Annotated in this window: 21 protein-coding genes and 4 tRNA genes; 19 read left to right on the top strand and 6 right to left on the bottom strand. The window is 66.2% G+C overall.

What is annotated here, in order from left to right; genetic code table 11:
• Positions 1-227: 227 nt before the first annotated feature.
• Positions 228-2681 carry an EAL domain-containing protein gene (locus IPK65_06200; protein ID MBK8162736.1) on the bottom strand — a complete coding sequence of 818 codons (2454 nt, stop codon included), beginning with the start codon at positions 2679-2681 and terminating at the stop codon, positions 228-230.
• A 313-nt stretch (positions 2682-2994) separates the two neighbouring features.
• Between IPK65_06200 and IPK65_06195 the strand changes: the two genes are divergently transcribed.
• Complete coding sequence (locus IPK65_06195; GenBank protein MBK8162735.1) at positions 2995-3855, top strand: methyltransferase domain-containing protein; 861 nt, start codon at positions 2995-2997, stop codon at positions 3853-3855.
• A 219-nt stretch (positions 3856-4074) separates the two neighbouring features.
• On the opposite strand, the gene IPK65_06190 is transcribed toward IPK65_06195, so the two are convergent.
• From IPK65_06190 to IPK65_06180, 3 genes are read right to left on the bottom strand one after another with little or no spacing between them, the layout of a single operon-like run.
• The gene (locus IPK65_06190) at positions 4075-5385 is read right to left on the bottom strand and encodes a magnesium transporter (GenBank protein ID MBK8162734.1); all 1311 of its coding nucleotides are present in this window, start codon (positions 5383-5385) and stop codon (positions 4075-4077) included.
• A gap of 13 nt (positions 5386-5398) precedes the next feature.
• A complete protein-coding gene (locus IPK65_06185; GenBank protein MBK8162733.1) occupies positions 5399-6238 on the bottom strand; it encodes a magnesium transporter in 840 nt (279 codons plus the stop codon).
• Entirely contained in the window at positions 6225-7064 is an 840-nt protein-coding gene (locus IPK65_06180) for a mechanosensitive ion channel (protein ID MBK8162732.1), read from the bottom strand. The genes IPK65_06185 and IPK65_06180 overlap by 14 nt, the downstream gene beginning before the upstream one ends.
• Before the next feature lie 207 nt (positions 7065-7271).
• On the opposite strand from IPK65_06180, the gene IPK65_06175 reads away from it, so the two are divergent.
• The 4 genes from IPK65_06175 to IPK65_06160 all read left to right on the top strand — a co-directional run bounded on the left by IPK65_06175 (position 7272) and on the right by IPK65_06160 (position 9230).
• On the top strand, positions 7272-7700 hold the full coding sequence (locus tag IPK65_06175) for a DUF423 domain-containing protein (GenBank protein MBK8162731.1): 429 nt from the start codon (positions 7272-7274) through the stop codon (positions 7698-7700).
• Between the two features lie 6 nt (positions 7701-7706).
• Positions 7707-8399 carry a hypothetical protein gene (locus IPK65_06170; GenBank protein MBK8162730.1) on the top strand — a complete coding sequence of 231 codons (693 nt, stop codon included), beginning with the start codon at positions 7707-7709 and terminating at the stop codon, positions 8397-8399.
• Entirely contained in the window at positions 8396-8812 is a 417-nt protein-coding gene (locus IPK65_06165; GenBank protein MBK8162729.1) for a gamma-glutamylcyclotransferase, read from the top strand. The genes IPK65_06170 and IPK65_06165 overlap by 4 nt, the downstream gene beginning before the upstream one ends.
• Positions 8813-8891: 79 nt before the next feature.
• Positions 8892-9230, top strand: coding sequence for a TraR/DksA family transcriptional regulator (locus tag IPK65_06160; GenBank protein ID MBK8162728.1), 339 nt, complete (start codon positions 8892-8894; stop codon positions 9228-9230).
• Between the two features lie 40 nt (positions 9231-9270).
• On the opposite strand, the gene IPK65_06155 is transcribed toward IPK65_06160, so the two are convergent.
• A complete protein-coding gene (locus tag IPK65_06155) occupies positions 9271-11283 on the bottom strand; it encodes a transglycosylase SLT domain-containing protein (protein ID MBK8162727.1) in 2013 nt (670 codons plus the stop codon).
• 182 nt (positions 11284-11465) lie between these two features.
• The gene (locus IPK65_06150; GenBank protein ID MBK8162726.1) at positions 11466-11849 is read right to left on the bottom strand and encodes an HU family DNA-binding protein; all 384 of its coding nucleotides are present in this window, start codon (positions 11847-11849) and stop codon (positions 11466-11468) included.
• 194 nt (positions 11850-12043) lie between these two features.
• On the opposite strand from IPK65_06150, the gene IPK65_06145 reads away from it, so the two are divergent.
• The 14 genes from IPK65_06145 (at position 12044) to rplL (ending at position 18963) form a co-directional block, all read left to right on the top strand.
• Positions 12044-12484 (top strand): YkgJ family cysteine cluster protein, encoded by a 441-nt coding sequence (locus tag IPK65_06145; protein ID MBK8162725.1) that lies wholly within the window; start codon positions 12044-12046, stop codon positions 12482-12484.
• Entirely contained in the window at positions 12477-12716 is a 240-nt protein-coding gene (locus tag IPK65_06140; protein ID MBK8162724.1) for a DUF2835 domain-containing protein, read from the top strand. The genes IPK65_06145 and IPK65_06140 overlap by 8 nt, the downstream gene beginning before the upstream one ends.
• Before the next feature lie 3 nt (positions 12717-12719).
• The gene (mazG, locus tag IPK65_06135; GenBank protein MBK8162723.1) at positions 12720-13508 is read left to right on the top strand and encodes a nucleoside triphosphate pyrophosphohydrolase; all 789 of its coding nucleotides are present in this window, start codon (positions 12720-12722) and stop codon (positions 13506-13508) included.
• Positions 13509-13675: 167 nt separating this feature from the next.
• Positions 13676-13760: transfer RNA gene (locus tag IPK65_06130), tRNA-Tyr, on the top strand.
• Between the two features lie 65 nt (positions 13761-13825).
• Positions 13826-13899, top strand: a tRNA-Gly gene (locus IPK65_06125).
• 11 nt (positions 13900-13910) lie between these two features.
• Positions 13911-13986, top strand: a tRNA-Thr gene (locus tag IPK65_06120).
• A gap of 81 nt (positions 13987-14067) precedes the next feature.
• Positions 14068-15261, top strand: coding sequence for an elongation factor Tu (gene tuf / locus IPK65_06115; protein MBK8162722.1), 1194 nt, complete (start codon positions 14068-14070; stop codon positions 15259-15261).
• Positions 15262-15403: 142 nt separating this feature from the next.
• Positions 15404-15479: transfer RNA gene (locus IPK65_06110), tRNA-Trp, on the top strand.
• An 89-nt stretch (positions 15480-15568) separates the two neighbouring features.
• Complete coding sequence (secE, locus tag IPK65_06105) at positions 15569-15919, top strand: preprotein translocase subunit SecE (protein MBK8162721.1); 351 nt, start codon at positions 15569-15571, stop codon at positions 15917-15919.
• Between the two features lie 6 nt (positions 15920-15925).
• Positions 15926-16459: a transcription termination/antitermination protein NusG gene (gene nusG, locus IPK65_06100; protein MBK8162720.1), complete on the top strand. Its 534-nt coding sequence runs from the start codon at positions 15926-15928 to the stop codon at positions 16457-16459.
• A 138-nt stretch (positions 16460-16597) separates the two neighbouring features.
• Positions 16598-17029 carry a 50S ribosomal protein L11 gene (gene rplK, locus IPK65_06095; protein ID MBK8162719.1) on the top strand — a complete coding sequence of 144 codons (432 nt, stop codon included), beginning with the start codon at positions 16598-16600 and terminating at the stop codon, positions 17027-17029.
• 1 nt (position 17030) lies between these two features.
• On the top strand, positions 17031-17735 hold the full coding sequence (rplA, locus tag IPK65_06090) for a 50S ribosomal protein L1 (GenBank protein ID MBK8162718.1): 705 nt from the start codon (positions 17031-17033) through the stop codon (positions 17733-17735).
• A 284-nt stretch (positions 17736-18019) separates the two neighbouring features.
• Positions 18020-18544: a 50S ribosomal protein L10 gene (gene rplJ / locus IPK65_06085; protein MBK8162717.1), complete on the top strand. Its 525-nt coding sequence runs from the start codon at positions 18020-18022 to the stop codon at positions 18542-18544.
• Positions 18545-18582: 38 nt separating this feature from the next.
• Positions 18583-18963 (top strand): 50S ribosomal protein L7/L12, encoded by a 381-nt coding sequence (rplL, locus tag IPK65_06080; protein MBK8162716.1) that lies wholly within the window; start codon positions 18583-18585, stop codon positions 18961-18963.
• The last annotated feature ends 100 nt before the right edge of the window (positions 18964-19063 follow it).

Below are 19063 nucleotides of genomic sequence, written 5' to 3'. Positions count from 1 at the left end.
GGTCTTGCCGCTGCCGTCGCAGGCCAGTGCGGACGTCGAGGCGAGAATCATTGCAACGGCAAGTATGGCGAGAAAGCGCTTCATAATTACCTCCCGGGTTATCTCGATTCACTACACCTTCCAGACGAAAACTCCAGCGAAAAGGTTTCACCCGGGCAAGTGCGCGGTCCGGCCGATACGCCGGAAATGTGCCGTGATTCCCGTTTCTCCGGCCCGGCGGCGGTGTGTTACGGTCCCCAGCCCGATGTCCTGAGCCATTCGCCCAGGGCGGACGCGTCCATCGGTTTCGCGATATGGAAACCCTGCGCCACGTCGCAGCCGAGCTGCCCGAGGCGTTCGAGGATCGTCTGTTCCGCCACGCCCTCCGCGACGACCCGCAGGCCGAGATTGTGGGCCAGGTCGATGACCGCATGCACGATGGTGGACGCCTCCTTGTTGTGCAGCATGTCCATTACGAAGGATTTGTCGATCTTGATCTCGGACAGCGGGAGCTGGCGCAGGTAGTTGAGGGAGGAATACCCGGTGCCGAAATCGTCGATGGATATGATGAATCCCATGTGCGCCAGCGTGCTCAGGGTCTCGACCACGCGCGGGGGGTTGGACATCATGGCCGTCTCGGTCACCTCGAGGCAGAGGCGGTGGGTGCGGGAGTCGGTATTCTCCGCGCGGTAGCGCTCGACCCGCCGGATCAGCTGTTCGCTCTCCAGGTCATGCATGGACAGGTTGACGGCGATGCCGAGCTCGATCCCGTCAAGTTCCCACGCGTACATCTGGCGCATCGCCTCCTCGATCACCCAGGCGGTGAGGGAGCCGGTGACGCCGTATTTCTCCGCGATCGGGATGAACTCGGCGGGCGGGATCAGGCCGCGTTCCGGGTGGTTCCAGCGCAGCAGCGCCTCGACGCCGATGATGCCGTGCGCGCGGAGGTCCACCTTGGGCTGGTAGTGCAGCATCAGCTGACCGGCGCCGATCGCCTTGCGCAGGTCGCCCAGCGTCTCTAGCGCCCGCGCGTTCTGGTCGTCCTGCTCCGCGCTGTAGAAGGTGTGGCCGATGCGGCGGCGCTTGGCGGCGTACATGGCGGTGTCCGCGCGCTGCAGCAGGGTGCTTTCGTCCGCGCCGTGCAGGGGGAAGAGCGCGACGCCGAGGCTGGCGCCGATGACATAACCGCGGTCCTGCAGGGTGAAGGCCTCCTCGAACGACTGGATCAGGCGCTCCGCGATCCAGGTGGCGGCCTCGGCGTCTGTGTTCGGCAATACGAACGCGAACTCATCGCCGCCGAGGCGCGCCACCGTGTCGGAGGCGCGCAGCAGCGGGGGCAGGCGCGCTGCCACCTGCTGCAGCAGCTGGTCGCCCTGCAGGTGGCCGAGGGTGTCGTTGATCTCCTTGAAGCGGTTCAGGTCCATGATCATCAGGGCCAGCGGCTCCTCGCCGCGCGCGGCGGAGCGGATCGCCTGGCGCAGGCGGTCTGTGAGCAGGATGCGGTTGGGCAGGTCGGTGAGGGGATCGTGCAGGGCCTGGTGCTCGATCGTGGCGAGCTGGGCCTTGCGTTCCGTAATGTCGCGCACGACCGCGATGAGGCGCCGCTTGTCTTCCAGGTGGAAGGCGTTGAGGCTGACCTCTACGGGTAGCCGGACCCGGTCCTGGCGCCGCGCCGTCGTCTCCCAGCGCCGGCCGGCCTGATCGCCGGCGGCGTCCTCCGGGCGCGCTTCGTTCGCGGGCGCCCGCTCCAGGATCCCCGGGATCAGCAGCGCGATGCTCTGCCCGAGCATCTCCTCCGGCCCGTAGCCGAACAGCGTGCAGGCAGCGCGGTTCGCGCTGATGATGCGGCCGCGATCATTGCAGGTGAGGATGGCATCGGGGACATTGTCGGTGACGGCGAGCAGCTGCTCCTGCAGGCGGTTGAACGCGCTCGCGACCTCGCCCACCGCGTCCTCGCGCTGGATATCGAGCCGCAACTCGTGGCTGCCCTCGCCGACGCTTGCGATGGCCTTCTTGAGCCGCGCCAGCGGCGTCAGCACGGCCCACTGCACGGCGGCCATCTGGGCGGCGCTCAGCAACAGCAGCAGCATCACGATACCACCGGTCGCCCAGCGCTGCAGCCGCTCGGTCCAATGTTCGATGTCGCTGGTCGAGAGACCGAGGCGGAGCACGCCGCGCAGCGAGGCCTGGTCGTAGCCATGGCAGCCCAGGCATTCCTCTCGCGTGGGAATGGGCAGATAGAGTGTCATGCGTCCGGGGACGGACCAGTCGACGCCGTGCTCGCCGCGCAGGGCCTGCTCGAAGGCCGGCAGATGCGGCTGGTCCTGGCGGTAGTGTCCCGCGACCGGCTCGCGCTCGAAACGGAGGGCGCCGAGGTAGGCGTTGACGGCGGAGACGGTGGCGAGATCGGTGAAGGCCTCCTTGCCGTCGTGGCGCAGCACCTCGATGTCGAGGATGCCGGCGATGCCGTGCATGCGGTTGATCCACTCGCGGGCGAGCGTGCCCTCGCCGTTGAGCATGAGGGTCTGCAGGGTGGAGAGCAGGGTGTTGGCGTGGGTCCTGGCCTGGCGGAACTCCCACTGACGGACCATTTCGTCCAGGCGGCTGTTGAGCCAGGAACTCCCGCTGAGCAGGAGGACGGCGAGCACGCTGGTCATGGCCAGGGTGATGCGGGTGCCGATGTGCCGCCGGAGTACGCGCATTACTTCCCTATATATCAGGAGTGCCCATCGGCCGGCCGTGACCGGTGTTAGTGGGCTCTTACTACATGGATACTTATATAGCGTCTAAGCAGCGTGAAGTCTTAAGAATTCCGCGAACATCCGGCTACGGTTTAATCCTAGGCCATCGCGAATAATCCCACAAAGAAATACCGGGTGTACATACGGTTGTCAGACTGTAGCGTATGGATTGAAATCTTGACCAAAATGCTATGGTTATGTTCTGGTAAAGGCATGGCCCGGGGTGCCGGACGCCAGGTTTCGCGGCACGCGTCCCGGCCATGAGGACGCGCGCATGAACGAAGATTTCATCAGCTGCTGGAACGAGATCCTGGTGCCGAAGTGGTTCCGCTTCCGCCACCTGCTGGCGGGCAACGGCGGGATCCACAGCACGATCGCCTACCCCTGGTTCGGATTCCGCCCCGGTGAGCGCGTGCTCGACATCGGCTGCGGCTGCGGCGAGACCTGCCACGACATCGCGCGCATGGTGACGGAATCCGGTGAAGTGCTCGGCCTGGATTGCACCGAGGCCTTCGTGCGGGCCGCGCGTGAGGAAGGCGTGCGTGCCGGTTTCACCCAGATGCGCTATGAACTGGGTGACGCGCAGACGCATCCCCTCGAACCGGATTATTTCGACGCCGTTTTCTCGCGCTTCGGTGTGATGTTCTTCGAGAGCGCGGTGATGGCCCTGCGCAACGCGCGCCGCGCACTCAGGCCGGGCGGCCGGGTATGCCTCATCGTCTGGCGGACGATCCGCGACAACCCCTGCTGGGGTAGCGCCAAGGAAATCGCGCTCACCCGCCTCCCTCCCCCCGGCGAACAGGCCAGGACCTGCGGCCCGGGGCCGTTCTCGATGGCGGACGAGGAGACCGATCGCGCGATGCTGAAGGCGGCCGGTTTCGACCGCGTCGAGCTGTTCAGGCGCATCGACGCCGAGATCTGCATCGGTACCGGCGTCGAGGAGGCGATCGATTACCAGATCCTGGTTGGTCCCGCCGGCGAGATCGTGCGCGAGGCGGGCGAGGAGGGACAGCGCAAGCTGGAGCGGATCCGCGCCGATCTGCGCGCGATGCTGGAGCGGCACCGCCGCGGTGACGGCAGCGTGTGGATGCCGTCGAGCACCTGGGCCATCATGGCGCGCAAGACTGAGGACTGAGGACTGAGGACTGAGGACTGAGGGGTGAGGGGTGAGGGGTGAGGGGTGAGGGGTGAGGGAAAACCGTCTTTAACCTGGCATATGGTTTGGCACGGTGTGTGTATCCGCACGGAAACACACGCAAAACGTGCCACCCTGCGATCTCTGCCATCAACCGTCCACGGGTTTTATGTTTTAACTCAGTCCTGAGACCTCAGTCCTCAGTCCTGTGTCATTCGTTCAGAGCAGGCCGGACAGCAGCGTTGCAATGCCGAGGAAGGTGAAGAATCCGATCACGTCCGTGATAGTGGTCAGGATGATCGAGGAAGACTGCGCCGGATCCTGGCCGGCGGCGGACAGCAGCATCGGGATGACCACGCCGGAGAATGCCGCCGCCACCATCGAGATCACCATCGAGCAGCCGATGACCAGCGCGAGCCCGGCTGAGCCGCTCCATACCAGCACCCCGATCGAGGTGACCAGCGCCACCGCGACGCCGTTGATGAAGCCGGCGCCGAGTTCCTTGCGGGCGACGCGCGCCCAATGGCTGATGCTGATCTCGCGCAGCGCGAGGCCGCGCATGGTGACCGCGAGTGCCTGCGCCCCGGTATTGCCCGATTGACCCGCCACCACCGGCAGCAGCACGGCGAGCGCGGTGAACTGGGCGATGGTCGATTCAAACAGGCCCACCACGGCTGCGGCGAGGAAGGCGGTGAGCAGATTGATCTGCAGCCACGGCAGGCGCTTGCGCACCACGAAGCCGACATTCGACAGTGCCCGTTCCTCGCGGCTCGCACCCACCATGGTGAGCAGGTCCGCGCTGCTGTCCTCGCGCACCGCGCTCACCAGGGCGTCATAGTGGATCACCCCGACGAGCTCGCCGTGGACGTCGGTCACCGGCAGCTCCGCGAGCTTGTGGCGGTCGAACTGCTCGACGATCTCCTCCTGGTTTGCGGTCGGCCTCACGGCCGCCGGCGCCGGCCGGGCGAGCTCGATCAATCGGCTGCGCGGCTCGGCGAAGGCGAGATCCTGGGTCTCCAGCAGGTACAGCTGCGGCGGCTCGTCCTCGCCGGTGAAATAGAACTGCTGCGCGGATCGGGTCCGGCGCCGGCGCAGCCGGGTGAGCGCTTCGCGCGCGCTTATGGCGGAGGTGAGCAGGGGAAAGTTCGTGTCCATGAGCGCCCCCGCGCTGTTGGCAGGGAAGCGCATCAGATGTTCGAATTCGCGCAGGCGGGAGGCGGCGATCTGAGCGCCCAGGCGTTCGCGCTGCGCCTCCCGCAGGCGCGCGTAGGCGCGCGCAGACCTCACCGCGTCGGCGCGGTTCAGCAGATGGCGGGCGAGTTCGTCGTCGAGCCGGTGCAGCACCTCGGCCGCGAGGTCGAGCGGGAGCTGCTGCCAGATGGTGATCGCGCGCGCCACCGGCTGGGCCGTCAGCAGTTCGGCGATGTCTTCCGGATGCATGTCCGCCGCCGCGCGCGCGGCCTCGGCGGGATAGCGCCGGAGGTAATCCTCGTTCAGCGCCGTGATCGCGTGGGTGACGTCGTTCGGCATGGCTCGTACCGTGCTATTTTTCGCCCTGCGCCCGGCGGGCGCGGGCGGAGCCGAGGTTGTGGAGGAGCTCCGCCAGCGCCGTCCAGTAGAGTTGCGCCAGGTTGAGCATGCTGTCGATGATGTCCGCGTTGGCGGGCGGATGGACGCCGATCAGCTGCGTGGCCTCGACGACGGACTGGTAGCTGATCGCGCCGACCAGGATGCCATCGCCCTCGATGACCGGGAGCAGGCGCTGGTGCTGCCAGGCGGGGTGCGCCCGGGTCATGATCAGCGTGGTGCGCACCGACAGGCGCGCGGGCACCGGGCGGATCAGCGACTGCAGCGGCTTCTGCGCATCGGCCTTGATCAGGGCGACACTGTCAATCACCCCGGCCAGGCGCTGGGAGCGGTCTACCACGAAGATCTCGTTGCCGGCCGGAGGATAGGCGCGCACCCGCCGCAGCGCCTCGCCGACGCCGAGGTCCGAGGCCAGTGTGAACGGCACGGTCTCCATGTGCGCGCCGACGGTGTCGAGCGGGTAGTACAGCAGGCGTTCGATGTGGAGCCGGTCGCGCAGGCGCAGCCGCGCGAGCAGCGAGCGCGTGTCCTCCGGCGAGACGACCTTGAGGATATGGGCCATGGCGACGGGCGGGATGGCGTGCAGGATGCGCGTGCCGAGGAAATCCGGTATCTCGTGCAGGCAGGCTCCCGCTGTCTTGGGCGACATCGCGGCGAGCAGGCGTGCGGCCAGCTCGGACGAGATCGATTCGAGCAGGCGCGCGCAGCTCTGCGCCGGCAGCTTTTCCAGGGTGCGGGCGGCGTCGAGCGGATGGGATTCGAGGTAGCTGAGCGTGAGATGGTTATTGGTTTTCACGATCGACCCGTTCCGGCAGCTCCGCCACGGCCTCCTCGAACATCTTGGCCGGTATGACGACGCGCCCCTTTGCGGTGCCCAGGATGACCTTGGTGGACGAGAGTTCGATCACGGTGCCCTCGATGCCGCCGATGCGCAGGCGGTCGCCGATCTGGTAGAGCTGTTTGAGCTGGTGTGCCGCGATGACGTTGCTCATGTAGGTCTGCGCGCCGATGCCGAAAGCGAGCGCTACGCTGCCGAAGGTTGCGGCGAGCGCGACGCCGACGATGATGGACAGGAAGGAGATGTTGATCCCGATCTGGTCGACGCCGACCGCGGTGGCCGTGAGCAGGGTGGTGATCTGGACCAGGCGGCCGAGCAGGTCGCCGCGCTGGATGCCGGCGCGCTCCGCGCCGGAGGCGACCAGTTCGCGCAGCAGGCTGCTCAGGATGATGCCGGCGATGATGATGAGCAGGCCGGTCAGCAGGATCGGGATGTAGGTCGTCAGCTTCGATATCCAGGCGACGAAGGTGCCGAGGCCGAGGATGGAGGCGGCGCCCGCCATGAAGAACAGCACGACGAACCAGAACAGGATCTCGCCCGCGATGCGCGCCGGCGGGTAGCGCGGCTGCAGCCGCTCGAGCCCCTTTTGCGCCATCAGGCGCTGCCAGAGCAGGTCCAGGCCGAGCAGCAGGCGCACGCTGAGCGCGCGCACCAGGCGTGCGACCAGCCAGCCGATCACCATCACCACGAACGCGATCAGCAGGCGGGGAAGGTACGTCGCGACCTGGAAGAAGAGATCGGTGAACTCGGTGCGGAACGCCTTGAGCCAGGCCGTCGTATCCATCGAATAATTGTTCCAGAGGGGGTTGCAGCGGTTCCGTGCGTGCCGGTTCCGGTTACTGGCGCATAAGGTAACGCGAATCGACCGCGAAGTCATTACACTGTGCGACGCCGCTATTGACCGGGCAGGAACGGAATCTCAAGATAGAGACCGGGGCCCGCGCCTTTACAGGCGCGGGCATGCGAGCGCCCGATGGCGCCTGGAGGCCAGATGGATCAACAGGAAACAGGGGAAGGGGTCGCCGGCGCGGCGCGGGTACTGCTGGCAGTGGGCGCGCTGGCGGCGGCGCTGGCCGTGATCATGGGCGCATTCGGCGCACATGCGCTCAAGGCCACGCTTGGGACTGAAATGGGTGCGGTCTACCGCACTGCGGTCGACTACCATTTCTATCACGCGCTCGGGCTCCTCGCCGCCGGGCTGGTTGCGGCCAGGATGCCCGGTGTGCGCGCGCTGCGCTGGTGCGGCGCGCTGCTGGTAGCGGGTATCGTGCTGTTCTCGGGCAGCCTCTACGTGCTCAGCCTCGGGGGGCCGGGCTGGCTCGGCGCGGTCACGCCGTTCGGCGGACTCGCCTTCATCGGCGGCTGGGCGCTGCTGGCCTGGGGCGTGACGCGCAACTGCCCGCCGCGGCAGCGCGGGTAGGCCGTCGTGCCCGTCCGCGCCCATGCGGTCATGCGCGGTCCGCGCGCCGCGCTGTCCGCGCTCTGCTGCCTCCTGGCGCTGTCGATCGCCGGCTGCGCCGGCAGTCCGCACCTCTATGCGTCGGTGCATCATCATGCGATCGACCTCGGTGTCGGTTCCCTGGAGCAAGGCGGGCTTGCCTTCGTCACGCCGTCGGTCGCCCTCGGCAAGGAAGAGGACAAGCAGGTCATTGCGCTGATCTTCAGCGAGACGCTCGTCGATCGCCGGCCGCAGATCGCCGTGGTCACGCTGCCGGAGACGCTGGGGCTGATCAACAGCAACGGCTATGCCGAGAACTACCGGCGCATGTACGAGGACTACCGTGATACCGGCATCTTCCGCCGCGAGTTCCTCGCGCAGATCGGAAGCCTCACCGGCGCGCGCTACGTGGCGCAGCTCAACCTGGCCGATTTCACCCAGGATTCGGTCGGCCGCTTCAACCTGCTCGGCCTGCGCCTGCTGGAGACCAAGCGGGCTAGCGCACGGCTGTTCTTCCAGATCTGGGACAGCGCGAACGGGAAGATCGCGTGGGAAGGCGTGCAGGAGATGAACTACGCCTACGACACCACCCGGGAGGAGACGGTGACGTTTCACAGCGTCGTCGAGGCCGCGGCCCTGGGGCTTATCGAGGCCTTGCCGGCGGTGCCGGAAGGCGGGTGAGCAGGCCGGTGCTCCGCGAGCTGTTCTGTTACGGCACGCTGGAGTTCCCGTCCGTCATGCAGGCGGTCGCGGGCCGGTGTTTTCCCGGCATGCCGGCGGTGCTGCCCGGCTACCGCCGTGCGGGCGTGAAGGGTGAGGTCTTCCCCGGCATCGTGGCGCAGCCCGGGTCCGAAGTGAGCGGGACGGTGTTCAGCGGGCTTACCTCCGCGCAGCTGCGCCTGCTGGACGCCTACGAGAACGCGTTCTACCGCCGGCGGCCTCTGCGCGTGCGCGACGCCGCGGGCCGGCGGCGCCTGGCGTGGACCTATGTCGTTCCCGCCTTGTACCGCCACCGCCTGGAGTCTTCGGAATGGGACCCGGGGGTCTTCCTGCGGCGCGACTACGCCCGCTACCTGCGCCGCCTGCGGGGCTGACCGCGGGCGGCATGGTGCCGGGGCGCCATCTGGGATAAATTTGTTCCATATCTGAACAGCATCTGCCGAGGAGGGAACTGTGGAAGACTACGAGGATATACGTCGCGATCTCGTGAACAAGCGCGAGGAGATGCTGGGCCGCCTGACCGCGATCACCCAGGACGTGGGGCGCCTGAGCCAGCCGCTCGACCCCGATTTCGAGGAGCAGGCGGTGGAGCGGCAGAACGAGGAGGTGCTGGACGCGCTCGACATGGCGGCGCGCAGGGAGCTGGTGCAGATCGAACGCGCGCTGGAGCGCATCGAGCGCGGCGAATACGCCATCTGCTCGGTGTGCGGCGACGCCATCCCGCTGGCCCGCCTGCGCGCGGTTCTTTACACTGACCGTTGCGTGGATTGCGCCGAGTTCGAGCCGGCATAAGCGCTAACGCCCTGGAGCTCGCCACAGCGCCGGGAGCCGGTTAAACCGGCGGCTCCGATCCGGGTTCCTCCCGGCTCAGCCGCGCGTCGCGCGGCAGGACCGCCGGCATGCGTTCGCTCAGCTTGCGCGGCGGCAGATCCAGGCGCATATCGTAGATGGACGCGAAGTAGATCACGTTCTGGATGTAGCCGCGCGTCTCCATGAAGGGCACCGTCTCCGCCCACTGGTCCGACTTGACGATGGTGTCGTACGGCAGCCAGCGGTTGACGCGGTGGGCGCCGGCGTTATAAGCCGCCGCGGCCACCAGCGGGTTGTCGTAGCGGTCGATCAGGCGGCGCAGATAGGCGATGCCGAGCTGCAGGTTGGTCGAGACGTCGAGCAGGTCCATGCGGCCGGATGCGGGCAGACGGAGGTGGCCGGCCAGTTTCTGCGCGGTCTGCGGCATCAGCTGCATCAGGCCGAGCGCCCCGGCCGGCGAGCGCGCATCTGCGGCGAATGCACTCTCCTGGCGGATTACCGCGAAGGCAAGGGCGGGATCGACCCCGCGCGCCTGCGCCTCGGCCACGACCTCTGCGCGGTGCACGAGCGGGAAGCGCAATTCCATGTCGTCAAGCTGCGCGGTGCGTCCCATGGTCACGATCGCGCGGTCGTGCCATCCCCAGCTCTGCGCCAGCGCGGCCGCCGACTGCAACTGCCAGTCGGCCATGTCGCGGGTCGCGTAATACCATTCGCGGCGGGCGTCGACGTGGCGGTCGAGCGCGAACAGTTCGCGCGCCCGCGCCACTCCCGGGTATTCCTCCGGGGTGACGCTGCGGGCGACCTCCGCGTCGAGCGGGACGTGATTCATCTGATAGGACCGTCCCAGCCGGTCGGCGGCGAGAAAGCCGTAGTAACTCCGGCTCAGCGCCAGGCCGAGCAGGATCTCATCGGCCTGCTGGCGCTGGTTCAGCTCACCCAGGGCGCGGGCCTGCCAGTAGCGCCAGCGCGGAGACGCCTGCTCCTCCTCGCTCAGCCGGTAGATCGCTGCGAGGACCGCATCCCAGTCCCGCTGGCTTACGGCGGCGCGCACGCGCCACTCGCGCAGCGAGGCGTCGGTGCCCGCGTCCACCCGGGCGAGCCAGTCGAGCGATTCCCTGCGGCCGCGCAGCGCCAGGGCCATGGCGAGGCTGCGTTGCGCCTCAGCCGTCTCATCCGGGGTAAAGTCGTGGCGCGCGTATACCGGACCGTTCCACGCGGCGATCGCCCGGTCGATGTCGGTGCGCGCGAGCCGCTTGAGTCCGTGGATGATGATGCCGTTGCGAACGGGATCCTGCCGCGCGGACGGGGGCAGGGATTCGATCAGGCCGGGGCTGGCGTGGATGCGAAGCCACAGCCCGGCGTCCTCCTTCTGATCGGTGTCCAGCAGGCGCACCAGATAGCGCGCCAGCTTCGTTTCATTACTGTTCATCGCGAGCACGAAGCGCCGCCACGCCAGGTCATGGCTGAGGCCGCCCTCGCGGTGCCACAGCGCGAAGACACGGTCGCACGCGGCGGGCTGCGAGCTGTCCACCAGCCACAGTCGTTCCAGGTCCGCCAGGGCGGCGGCCTTGTCTCCCGTCTGGTAGAGGGCCCAGCGCCGGTGGCAATCCAGCTCGACGTCGCCGCTGTCCGCCGGATAACGCTGCAGCAGGGCCTGCCAGCGCCCGCTGCGCGCGAGGTCTTCGAGCCAGGCCCTCTGCAGGCGGGCGCCCAGCGGGCTGTCGGCGTAGAGCCGGATGAATTCCTCCGCCTCGGTGTCGGCGGCGCCGTGTACGCGCGGGCGCAGGTATGCGTAGCGCAGATAGGGATAGAGCGGGTAGCCGCGCAATCCTTCGAGCAGCGCGCGGTAACGTACGAGGTCGCCAGCGTGGAGGGCGTCTTCCGCTGCCAGGAAATCGGCGCGCAGGCGGCGGTTCTCCCCAGCTTGATCAGCGGCGGCGGGGCCTGCCTGCAGGCAGAGCGCGGGCAGGAGGCAGATCAGCAGGAGAATGCGGCGCATGCCGAATACCATGAAAAAATCGTACCAGCCGGTCATGCACGGGATCGCGGGCTGAGAATACCGGTCATCGGGGTGTGGTGCGGGACGATCGATTTGCGGCGGGGAGAGGTGGCACAGCGGCCGACTGCCGAAGACAGAGGGCGGGGAAACCCCGCCCGTGCCGCTGCGCTGCAGCTGCCGCAGTGCACGGATCCTGCCGTGCACTGCGGCGCGATGAATCAGGCCATGTCTTTCAGAGACTTCAATGCCTGTATCTTGACCACGTTGCGCGCGGGCTTGGCCTTGAACATCATCTCCTGACCGGTGAACGGGTTGACGCCCTTGCGCGCCTTGGTGGCGGGCTTGCGCGTGACCTTCACCTTCAGCAGGCCGGGCAGGGTGAAAATCTTGCCGGCTTTCACATGGGCTTCGACCACGGCCTTCAGGCTGTCCACGACGGTGGAGACATCCTTCTTGGTGATGCCGGTGCTGTCAGCGATGTGGGACAAGGTGGCGGAACGGGTGAAGGAACTGGAAACCTTGGGACGGGCGATTGCTTTTTTGGCGACGACTTTCTTGGTGGCGGCTTTCTTCTTGGTTCCAGCTTTCTTTTTTGCAACCATGGAATTCTCCTTGCTGTAGGTTGGTTGTTGTACGAACTGCATTTCCCGCTTGTATTACAGTACGCGCAGCATAGCAACGTATTTTCCACCGTGCAATCCATTTCTTGTTAAAATCCGGCCGCAGTGACCGCATCCCGATTTTTACCGGATCCGGCGTACTTTGCGATCATCCCTTCCGAGGGAAGGAGGCCTGCATGCGAGGCGCAAAACCCTATTATCGACGGCAGCCGCTGCATTTTCATTGCACGGGTTGCGGCGCGTGCTGCAGCGGCGGCGGCGGATACTACGTCTTCGTCGATCGCGCGGAGGCCGCCCGGATCTGTGCGTATCTCGGCCTGGGCTGGGCATGGTTCCGCCGCCGCTACCTCGGCCGCACCGCGCAGGGCGCGCGCGTGCTGCGACTCGAGCGTGACGGCCGCTGCACCTTCCTCGGCGCCGACGGCGCCTGCAGGGTATACGCCGCGCGGCCGCGCCAGTGCGCGAGCTATCCGTTCTGGCCCGAGGTGGTCGGCAGCCGGGCGGCGTGGCAGCGCGAGGCGCGCCGTTGCGAAGGCATCGATCGCGGGAAGAAGATTCCCCTGGGCCGGATCGAGCGGATGTTGAAGCGCGCGGAGCCCGGAGGGCGCGATGACTGAGGCGCGCGAGATCACCTTCGTATTGAACATTTCGCCGGACGAGTACCTGCGCTATTACCAGGGCGCGGCGCGTCATGTGATCGCGCGCGGCCGCGACGGGCGCACGGTCCAGTTCGCCGCCGGCCTGCTGCGCCGCTTCCTCACCCATGACGGCGTGCACGGGGTGTTCCGCCTCCGTTTCGACGACAACAACCGGCTGGTCAGTCTCGATCGCGTCGAGTCCGCGCGGTGAATCATGGAGCGACACGGGATGGATGAACTGCTCGACATCATGCGCCGCCTGCGCGCCGAGGTCGGCGGCTGTCCCTGGGACCGCGCGCAGACCCTTGAGACCCTCGTGCCCCATACCCTGGAGGAGGCCTACGAGGTGGCGGACGCGATCGAGCGCGGCGACGGTACCGGGCTGTGTGACGAGCTCGGCGACCTGTTGTTCCAGATTGTGTTCTACGCCCGCATCGCCGAGGAGGAGGGGCGGTTCACCTTCGCGGACGTGGCGGCGGGGATCGCCGCCAAGCTGATCCGGCGCCACCCGCACGTGTTCGGCGCCGGACGCGTCGACGATGCCCAGGCCCAGGCGGCGGCCTGGGAGGCGCACAAGGCGCGCGAGCGGCGCGAAGCCGGCGCGCACGGCACGCTGGCGGGCGTGGCACGCGCCCTGCCCGCGCTTACGCGGGCGGTCAAGTTGCAGAACCGCGCGGCGCGTGACGGCTTCGACTGGCCCGACGTCGAGCGCGTGTTCGACAAGGTGGCGGAGGAGATCGCCGAACTGCGCGCGGAGCTCGGCACGCCGGCGGGATCCCCGCAGCGGGTGCACGAGGTCGGCGACCTGCTGCTCGCCGTAAGCAACCTGGCCCGGCACCTGGGCGTCGACCCCGAGGCGGCGCTGCACCAGGCGAACCGGCGTTTCGAGCGGCGTTACGCGCGAATGGAGGCGATCATGGCGGAACGCGGCGGGCGGCTCGCGGATGTCGACCTGGACCGGCAGGAGGAGCTGTGGCGGCAGGCCAAGGCCGAGGAGTCCTGAGGCGCTGACCGGGTCGGGACGGCGGACTGCCGCGCCTGCGCTACGTTCCGGTGCATCCGCCGAGGCGCATCCGGGGCGGAAATTTCCGCGCGTCCAGCCGCCGAAGGCGGCCCGGTTTCAATATTGACAAGGTACGGATTCACCAGCAAAATAGGCGGCTTGCTTTGGGAGGGGTTCCCGAGCGGCCAAAGGGATCAGACTGTAAATCTGACGGCTCTGCCTTCGGAGGTTCGAATCCTCCCCCCTCCACCAGGCATCGCCGTTGTAGAGCGGATCATGATGAGGACCGGGCAACTGCCGGGTCTATAGCTGAGCAGGCGGGTGTAGTTCAATGGTAGAACCTCAGCCTTCCAAGCTGATGGTGTGGGTTCGATTCCCATCACCCGCTCCAGAGATGCATTGGCCCATATAGCTCAGTCGGCAGAGCACTTCCTTGGTAAGGAAGAGGTCACCGGTTCAAATCCGGTTATGGGCTCCATAATCAGGCACCTGGCCAGAGGTCATTGTTTAAGAGAACGCTTCCGGCGTGATTGGCAACTAGAATTTGGGAGACAGTCCGATGTCGAAAGGAAAATTTGAGCGTAAGAAGCCGCATGTGAACGTGGGGACGATTGGCCACGTGGACCATGGAAAGACGACGTTGACGGCGGCGCTGACGAAGGTTCTGGCGGAGAAATTCGGCGGCGAGGTGCTGAACTACGACCAGATCGACAAGGCCCCGGAAGAGAAGGCGCGCGGGATCACGATCTCGACGTCACACGTGGAATACGAGTCGTCGGCACGGCACTACGCGCACGTGGACTGCCCGGGACACGCGGACTACGTGAAGAACATGATCACGGGCGCGGCGCAGATGGACGGCGCGATCCTGGTGGTCTCGGCGGCGGACGGCCCGATGCCGCAGACGCGGGAGCACATCCTGCTGGCGCGCCAGGTGGGCGTGCCGTACATCGTGGTGTACCTGAACAAGGCGGACATGGTGGACGACGCCGAGCTGCTGGAGCTGGTGGAGATGGAAGTTCGCGAGCTGCTGACGGTGTACAAGTTCCCCGGGGACGACACGCCGATCGTGACGGGCTCGGCGCTGAAGGCGCTGGAAGGCGACAGCTCGCCGATCGGGATACCGTCGGTGGTGAAGCTGGTGGAAGAGATGGACCGGTACATCCCGGTGCCGGAGCGCCCGAAGGACAAGCCGTTCCTGATGCCGATCGAGGACGTGTTCTCGATTTCGGGGCGCGGAACGGTGGTGACGGGTCGCATCGAGCGCGGGATTGTGAAGGTGGGCGACGAGATCGAGATCGTGGGCATCAAGCCGACGACGAAGACGACGTGCACGGGCGTGGAGATGTTCCGCAAGCTGCTGGATGAAGGCCAGGCAGGGGACAACGTGGGCGTGCTGCTGCGCGGCACGAAGCGCGAAGATGTGCAGCGCGGCCAGGTGCTGTGCAAGCCGGGTTCGATCACGCCGCACACGAAGTTCGAGTGCGAGGTGTACATTCTGGGCAAGGAAGAGGGCGGCCGCCACACGCCGTTCTTCAACGGTTACCGCCCGCAGTTCTACTTCCGGACGACGGACGTGACGGGGGCGTGCGACCTGCCGGCGGGGATCGAGATGGTGATGCCGGGTGACAACGTGAAGATGACGGTGTCGCTGATCAACCCGATCGCGATGGAAGAAGGCCTGCGCTTCGCGATCCGCGAAGGCGGCCGCACCGTCGGCGCCGGCGTCGTCGCCAAGGTCGTCGAGAATTAAGAGGGCCGGCGAGTCCGCCCCGCCCTCAACCCGCGGGGCGGGGCGGACTTCAGTCCGTCCCCGGATATCCGGCCAGCAACGGCTGGATCGAAGAGCAGGAGGGGACAGACTTAAGTCTGTCCCCGGGTACATATTAAAGATTAGGCCAGTAGCTCAATTGGCAGAGCGGCGGTCTCCAAAACCGCAGGTTGGGGGTTCGATTCCCTCCTGGCCTGCCAATTGAACGAGCGGGAAGTGAAAAGTGGAAAGTGAAAAGCAGGCTGGGAAGCTTCTTTCATTTTTCACTTTACATTTTGGTGCTTAGCTTATGGGCGACAAGATCAAGTTCATCCTGGCCGCGCTGATCGTGGCGGCGGCGCTCGGGGCTTTTTATTATTACGGCGAGGACACCTCCCTGCTGCTGCGGGTGGTCGGCCTGCTGGTGGGGATCGGGGTCGCCACGGCGGTATTCTTCCAGACCGCCGCCGGCCAGCAGACCTGGACGTATATCGGCGAGGCCCGCACCGAGGTGCGCAAGGTCGTCTGGCCGACGCGCAAGGAGACCGTTCAGACCACCCTGGTGGTCATGGGCATGGTGGTGGTGACGGCGCTGATCCTCTGGATCTTCGATTCGATCCTGACGTGGCTGGTGAAGATGTTGACGGGGCAAGGGAGCTGATGGCACATGGCTAAACGGTGGTACGTGGTGCACGTCTATTCCGGCTACGAGCAGCAGGCGGTGCGTTCGCTCAAGGAGCGTATCTCGCACAGCGGGGTCGCGGATCTGTTCGGCGACATCCTGGTTCCGACCGAGGAGGTCGTCGAGATGCGCGGCGGCCAGAAACGCAAGAGCGACCGCAAGTTCTTCCCGGGATACGTGCTGATCCATATGGAGATGAACGACGCCACCTGGCACCTGGTGAAGGAAGTGCCCAAGGTGATGGGCTTCATCGGCGGCACCTCCGACCGGCCGGCGCCGATCTCCGACAAGGAGGCGCAGCAGATCATCGACCGCATCCAGGAGGGCGTCGAGAAACCGAAGCCGAAGGTGCTGTTCGAGCCGGGCGAGGTGGTGCGCGTCATCGACGGGCCGTTCGCCGATTTCAGCGGCGTGGTCGAGGAAGTCAATTACGAAAAGAGCCGCCTGCGTGTGGCGGTGACCATCTTCGGCCGCTCCACGCCGCTGGAGCTGGAATTCGGGCAGGTCGAGAAAGGATAGGACTGGGGACGGAGTGCTGAGGACTGTGAAGTGACTGATGGTCGGGTTCTGGGTTTTACTCAGCCCTCAGTCCTCAGCACTCAGTCCTGTTATTAACCAATCGGGGAGCCGCGAGGCGCTTGCACCCGGGAGTGAGCAATGGCAAAGAAAGTCGACAAGTACATCAAGCTGCAGGTGGCCTCCGGACAGGCCAACCCGAGCCCGCCGGTGGGTCCGGCGCTCGGCCAGGCCGGCGTCAACATCATGGAGTTCTGCAAGGCGTTCAACGCCCAGACCCAGAAGATGGAGCAGGGCATGCCCCTGCCCGTCGTGATCACGGTCTACAGCGACCGCAGCTTTACCTTCATCACCAAGACCCCGCCGGCCTCCGTGCTGCTGAAGAAGGCCGTCGGCATCGCCTCGGGCAGCGCGACCCCGAACACTGTCAAGGTCGGCAAGGTGACGCGCGCGCAGCTGGAGGAGATCGCCAGGACCAAGATGCCCGACCTGACTGCCGCGGATCTGGATGCCGCCGTGCGCACCATCGCCGGCAGCGCGCGCAGCATGGGTCTCGACTCGGAGGGGGTGTGACATGGCGATTTCCAAACGCAACAAGCTGATCCGCGGAAAGGCCGTGCCGGGCAAGATGTACCCGGTCGACGATGCGCTCGCGCTGCTGAAGGAGCTGGCGACCGCGAAGTTCGATGAGTCGGTGGACGTCGCCGTGAACCTTGGCGTCGATACGCGCAAGTCCGACCAGATGGTGCGCGGCTCCACTGTGCTGCCCAACGGCACCGGCAAGACCATGCGTGTCGCGGTGTTCGCCCAGGGCGAGAAGGCCGAGGCGGCCAAGGCGGCGGGCGCCGACATCGTCGGCTTCGATGACCTCGCCGCCTCCATCAAGGCCGGCAACCTCGATTTCGACGTGGCGATCGCCACCCCCGACGCGATGCGCGTCGTCGGTCAGCTGGGCCAGATCCTCGGCCCGCGCGGCCTGATGCCCAATCCCAAGGTGGGTACGGTGACACCCGACGTGGTCACGGCGGTGAAGAACGCCAAGGCCGGGCAGGTACAGTACCGCACGGACAAGGCCGGTATCGTGCACAGCGTGATCGGCAAGGCGAGCTTCACCGTGCCGGCCCTGCGCGAGAACCTGTCCGCGCTGCTGGGCGCCCTCAACAAGGGCAAGCCGGGCACGGCCAAGGGTATCTATATGAAGAAGGTATCGATCTCGACCACCATGGGTCCCGGCCTGGTGATTGATCAGTCGACCCTGGTCGATCAGACCGGCGCGTAAAGAACAGTAGCACAGGCTTTGGGCATCCTCCGCGCCGGCGTGTGCCGCCGCGGAGGGCGTCGAAGACCGCAGGCGCCGGTGTGCCACCCGCAGGGGTGACGCCCGGCCTAAGCCGAACCACCCGATTGCAATTCCGGGGCGTTCTGCCTGCGCAGACGGTGAGACCCGCACAGGATTTCCTGACAACGGTCACCGTGGGTGGGCGCGCGATACGCGCGTCCGTGGTGTGAACGGCAACCCTGTCCGCCCTTCGGGAACGGACGGGACCACTGGGAGGTGAACGCTTGTTATCGCTTGAAGACAAGAAGGCAATCGTCGCCGATGTCGCCCGTTACGCGAGTGTTGCGCAGTCCGCCATCGCGGCGGAGTACAACGGTTTGACGGTCGAGCAATTGACCGACCTGCGGCGCAAGGCGCGCCAGGCCGGGGTCTACCTGCGCGTGGTCAAGAACACGCTGGCGCGCCGGGCGGTCTCGGACACTGAGTTTGCCTGCATGCAGAAAGGCTTCGTGGGCCCGCTGATCCTCGCGTTTTCGATCGAGGAGCCGGCGGCTGCGGCGCGGGTCATGACGGACTTCGCCAAGGCGAACGAGAAGCTCATCATCAAGGTCGTTGCATTGCGCGGCAAGCTGCTGGCGCCGGAAGACGCCAAAAGACTGGCGCAGATGCCGACCAAGAACGAGGCGATCAGCCAGTTGATGGCCGTGATGAAGGCCCCGATCGGGAAGTTTGTGCGTACGCTGGCTGAGCCGGCCAACAAACTCGCCCGTACCGTGGCCGCCGTCCGCGACCAGAAGCAGGCCGCTTGATTATCAACTGATTAATTAAAGATTTAGGAGCATAGACCATGTCAGTAAGCACCAATGATATCCTGGATACCATCTCCAAGATGACGGTCCTCGAGGTCGTCGACCTGATCAAGGCGATGGAAGATAAATTCGGCGTTTCCGCCGCTGCGGCTACGGTCGCTGTCGCGGCCCCCGGGGCCGGCGGAGCCGCTGCCGCCGCCGAGGAGCAGACGGAATTTAATGTCGTCCTGAAGACTTTCGGTGATAATAAGGTCGGCGTGATCAAGGTCATCCGCACCATCACCGGCCTGGGCCTGAAAGAGGCCAAGGATCTGGTCGAAGGCGTGCCGTCTTCCGTCAAGGAAGGCGTCCCCAAGGCGGATGCGGACAGCATCAAGAAGCAGCTTGAGGAGGCCGGCGCAACGGTTGAAATCAAGTAAGCGAACTTCCCGCTGCACGGAAAGTCCTAACGAAGACCTTTGCCCCCGGATCCGCCCGCAGGCGGATCCGGGGGCATGGGCTCTTTTTTATTTTCCGTTC

The sequence above is a fragment of the Gammaproteobacteria bacterium genome (assembly GCA_016712635.1).
Lineage (GTDB): Bacteria > Pseudomonadota > Gammaproteobacteria > SZUA-140 > SZUA-140 > JADJWH01.
The sequence above is the reverse complement of the archived record's forward strand: the minus strand, read 5'-3'. Positions and strand labels throughout refer to the sequence as shown.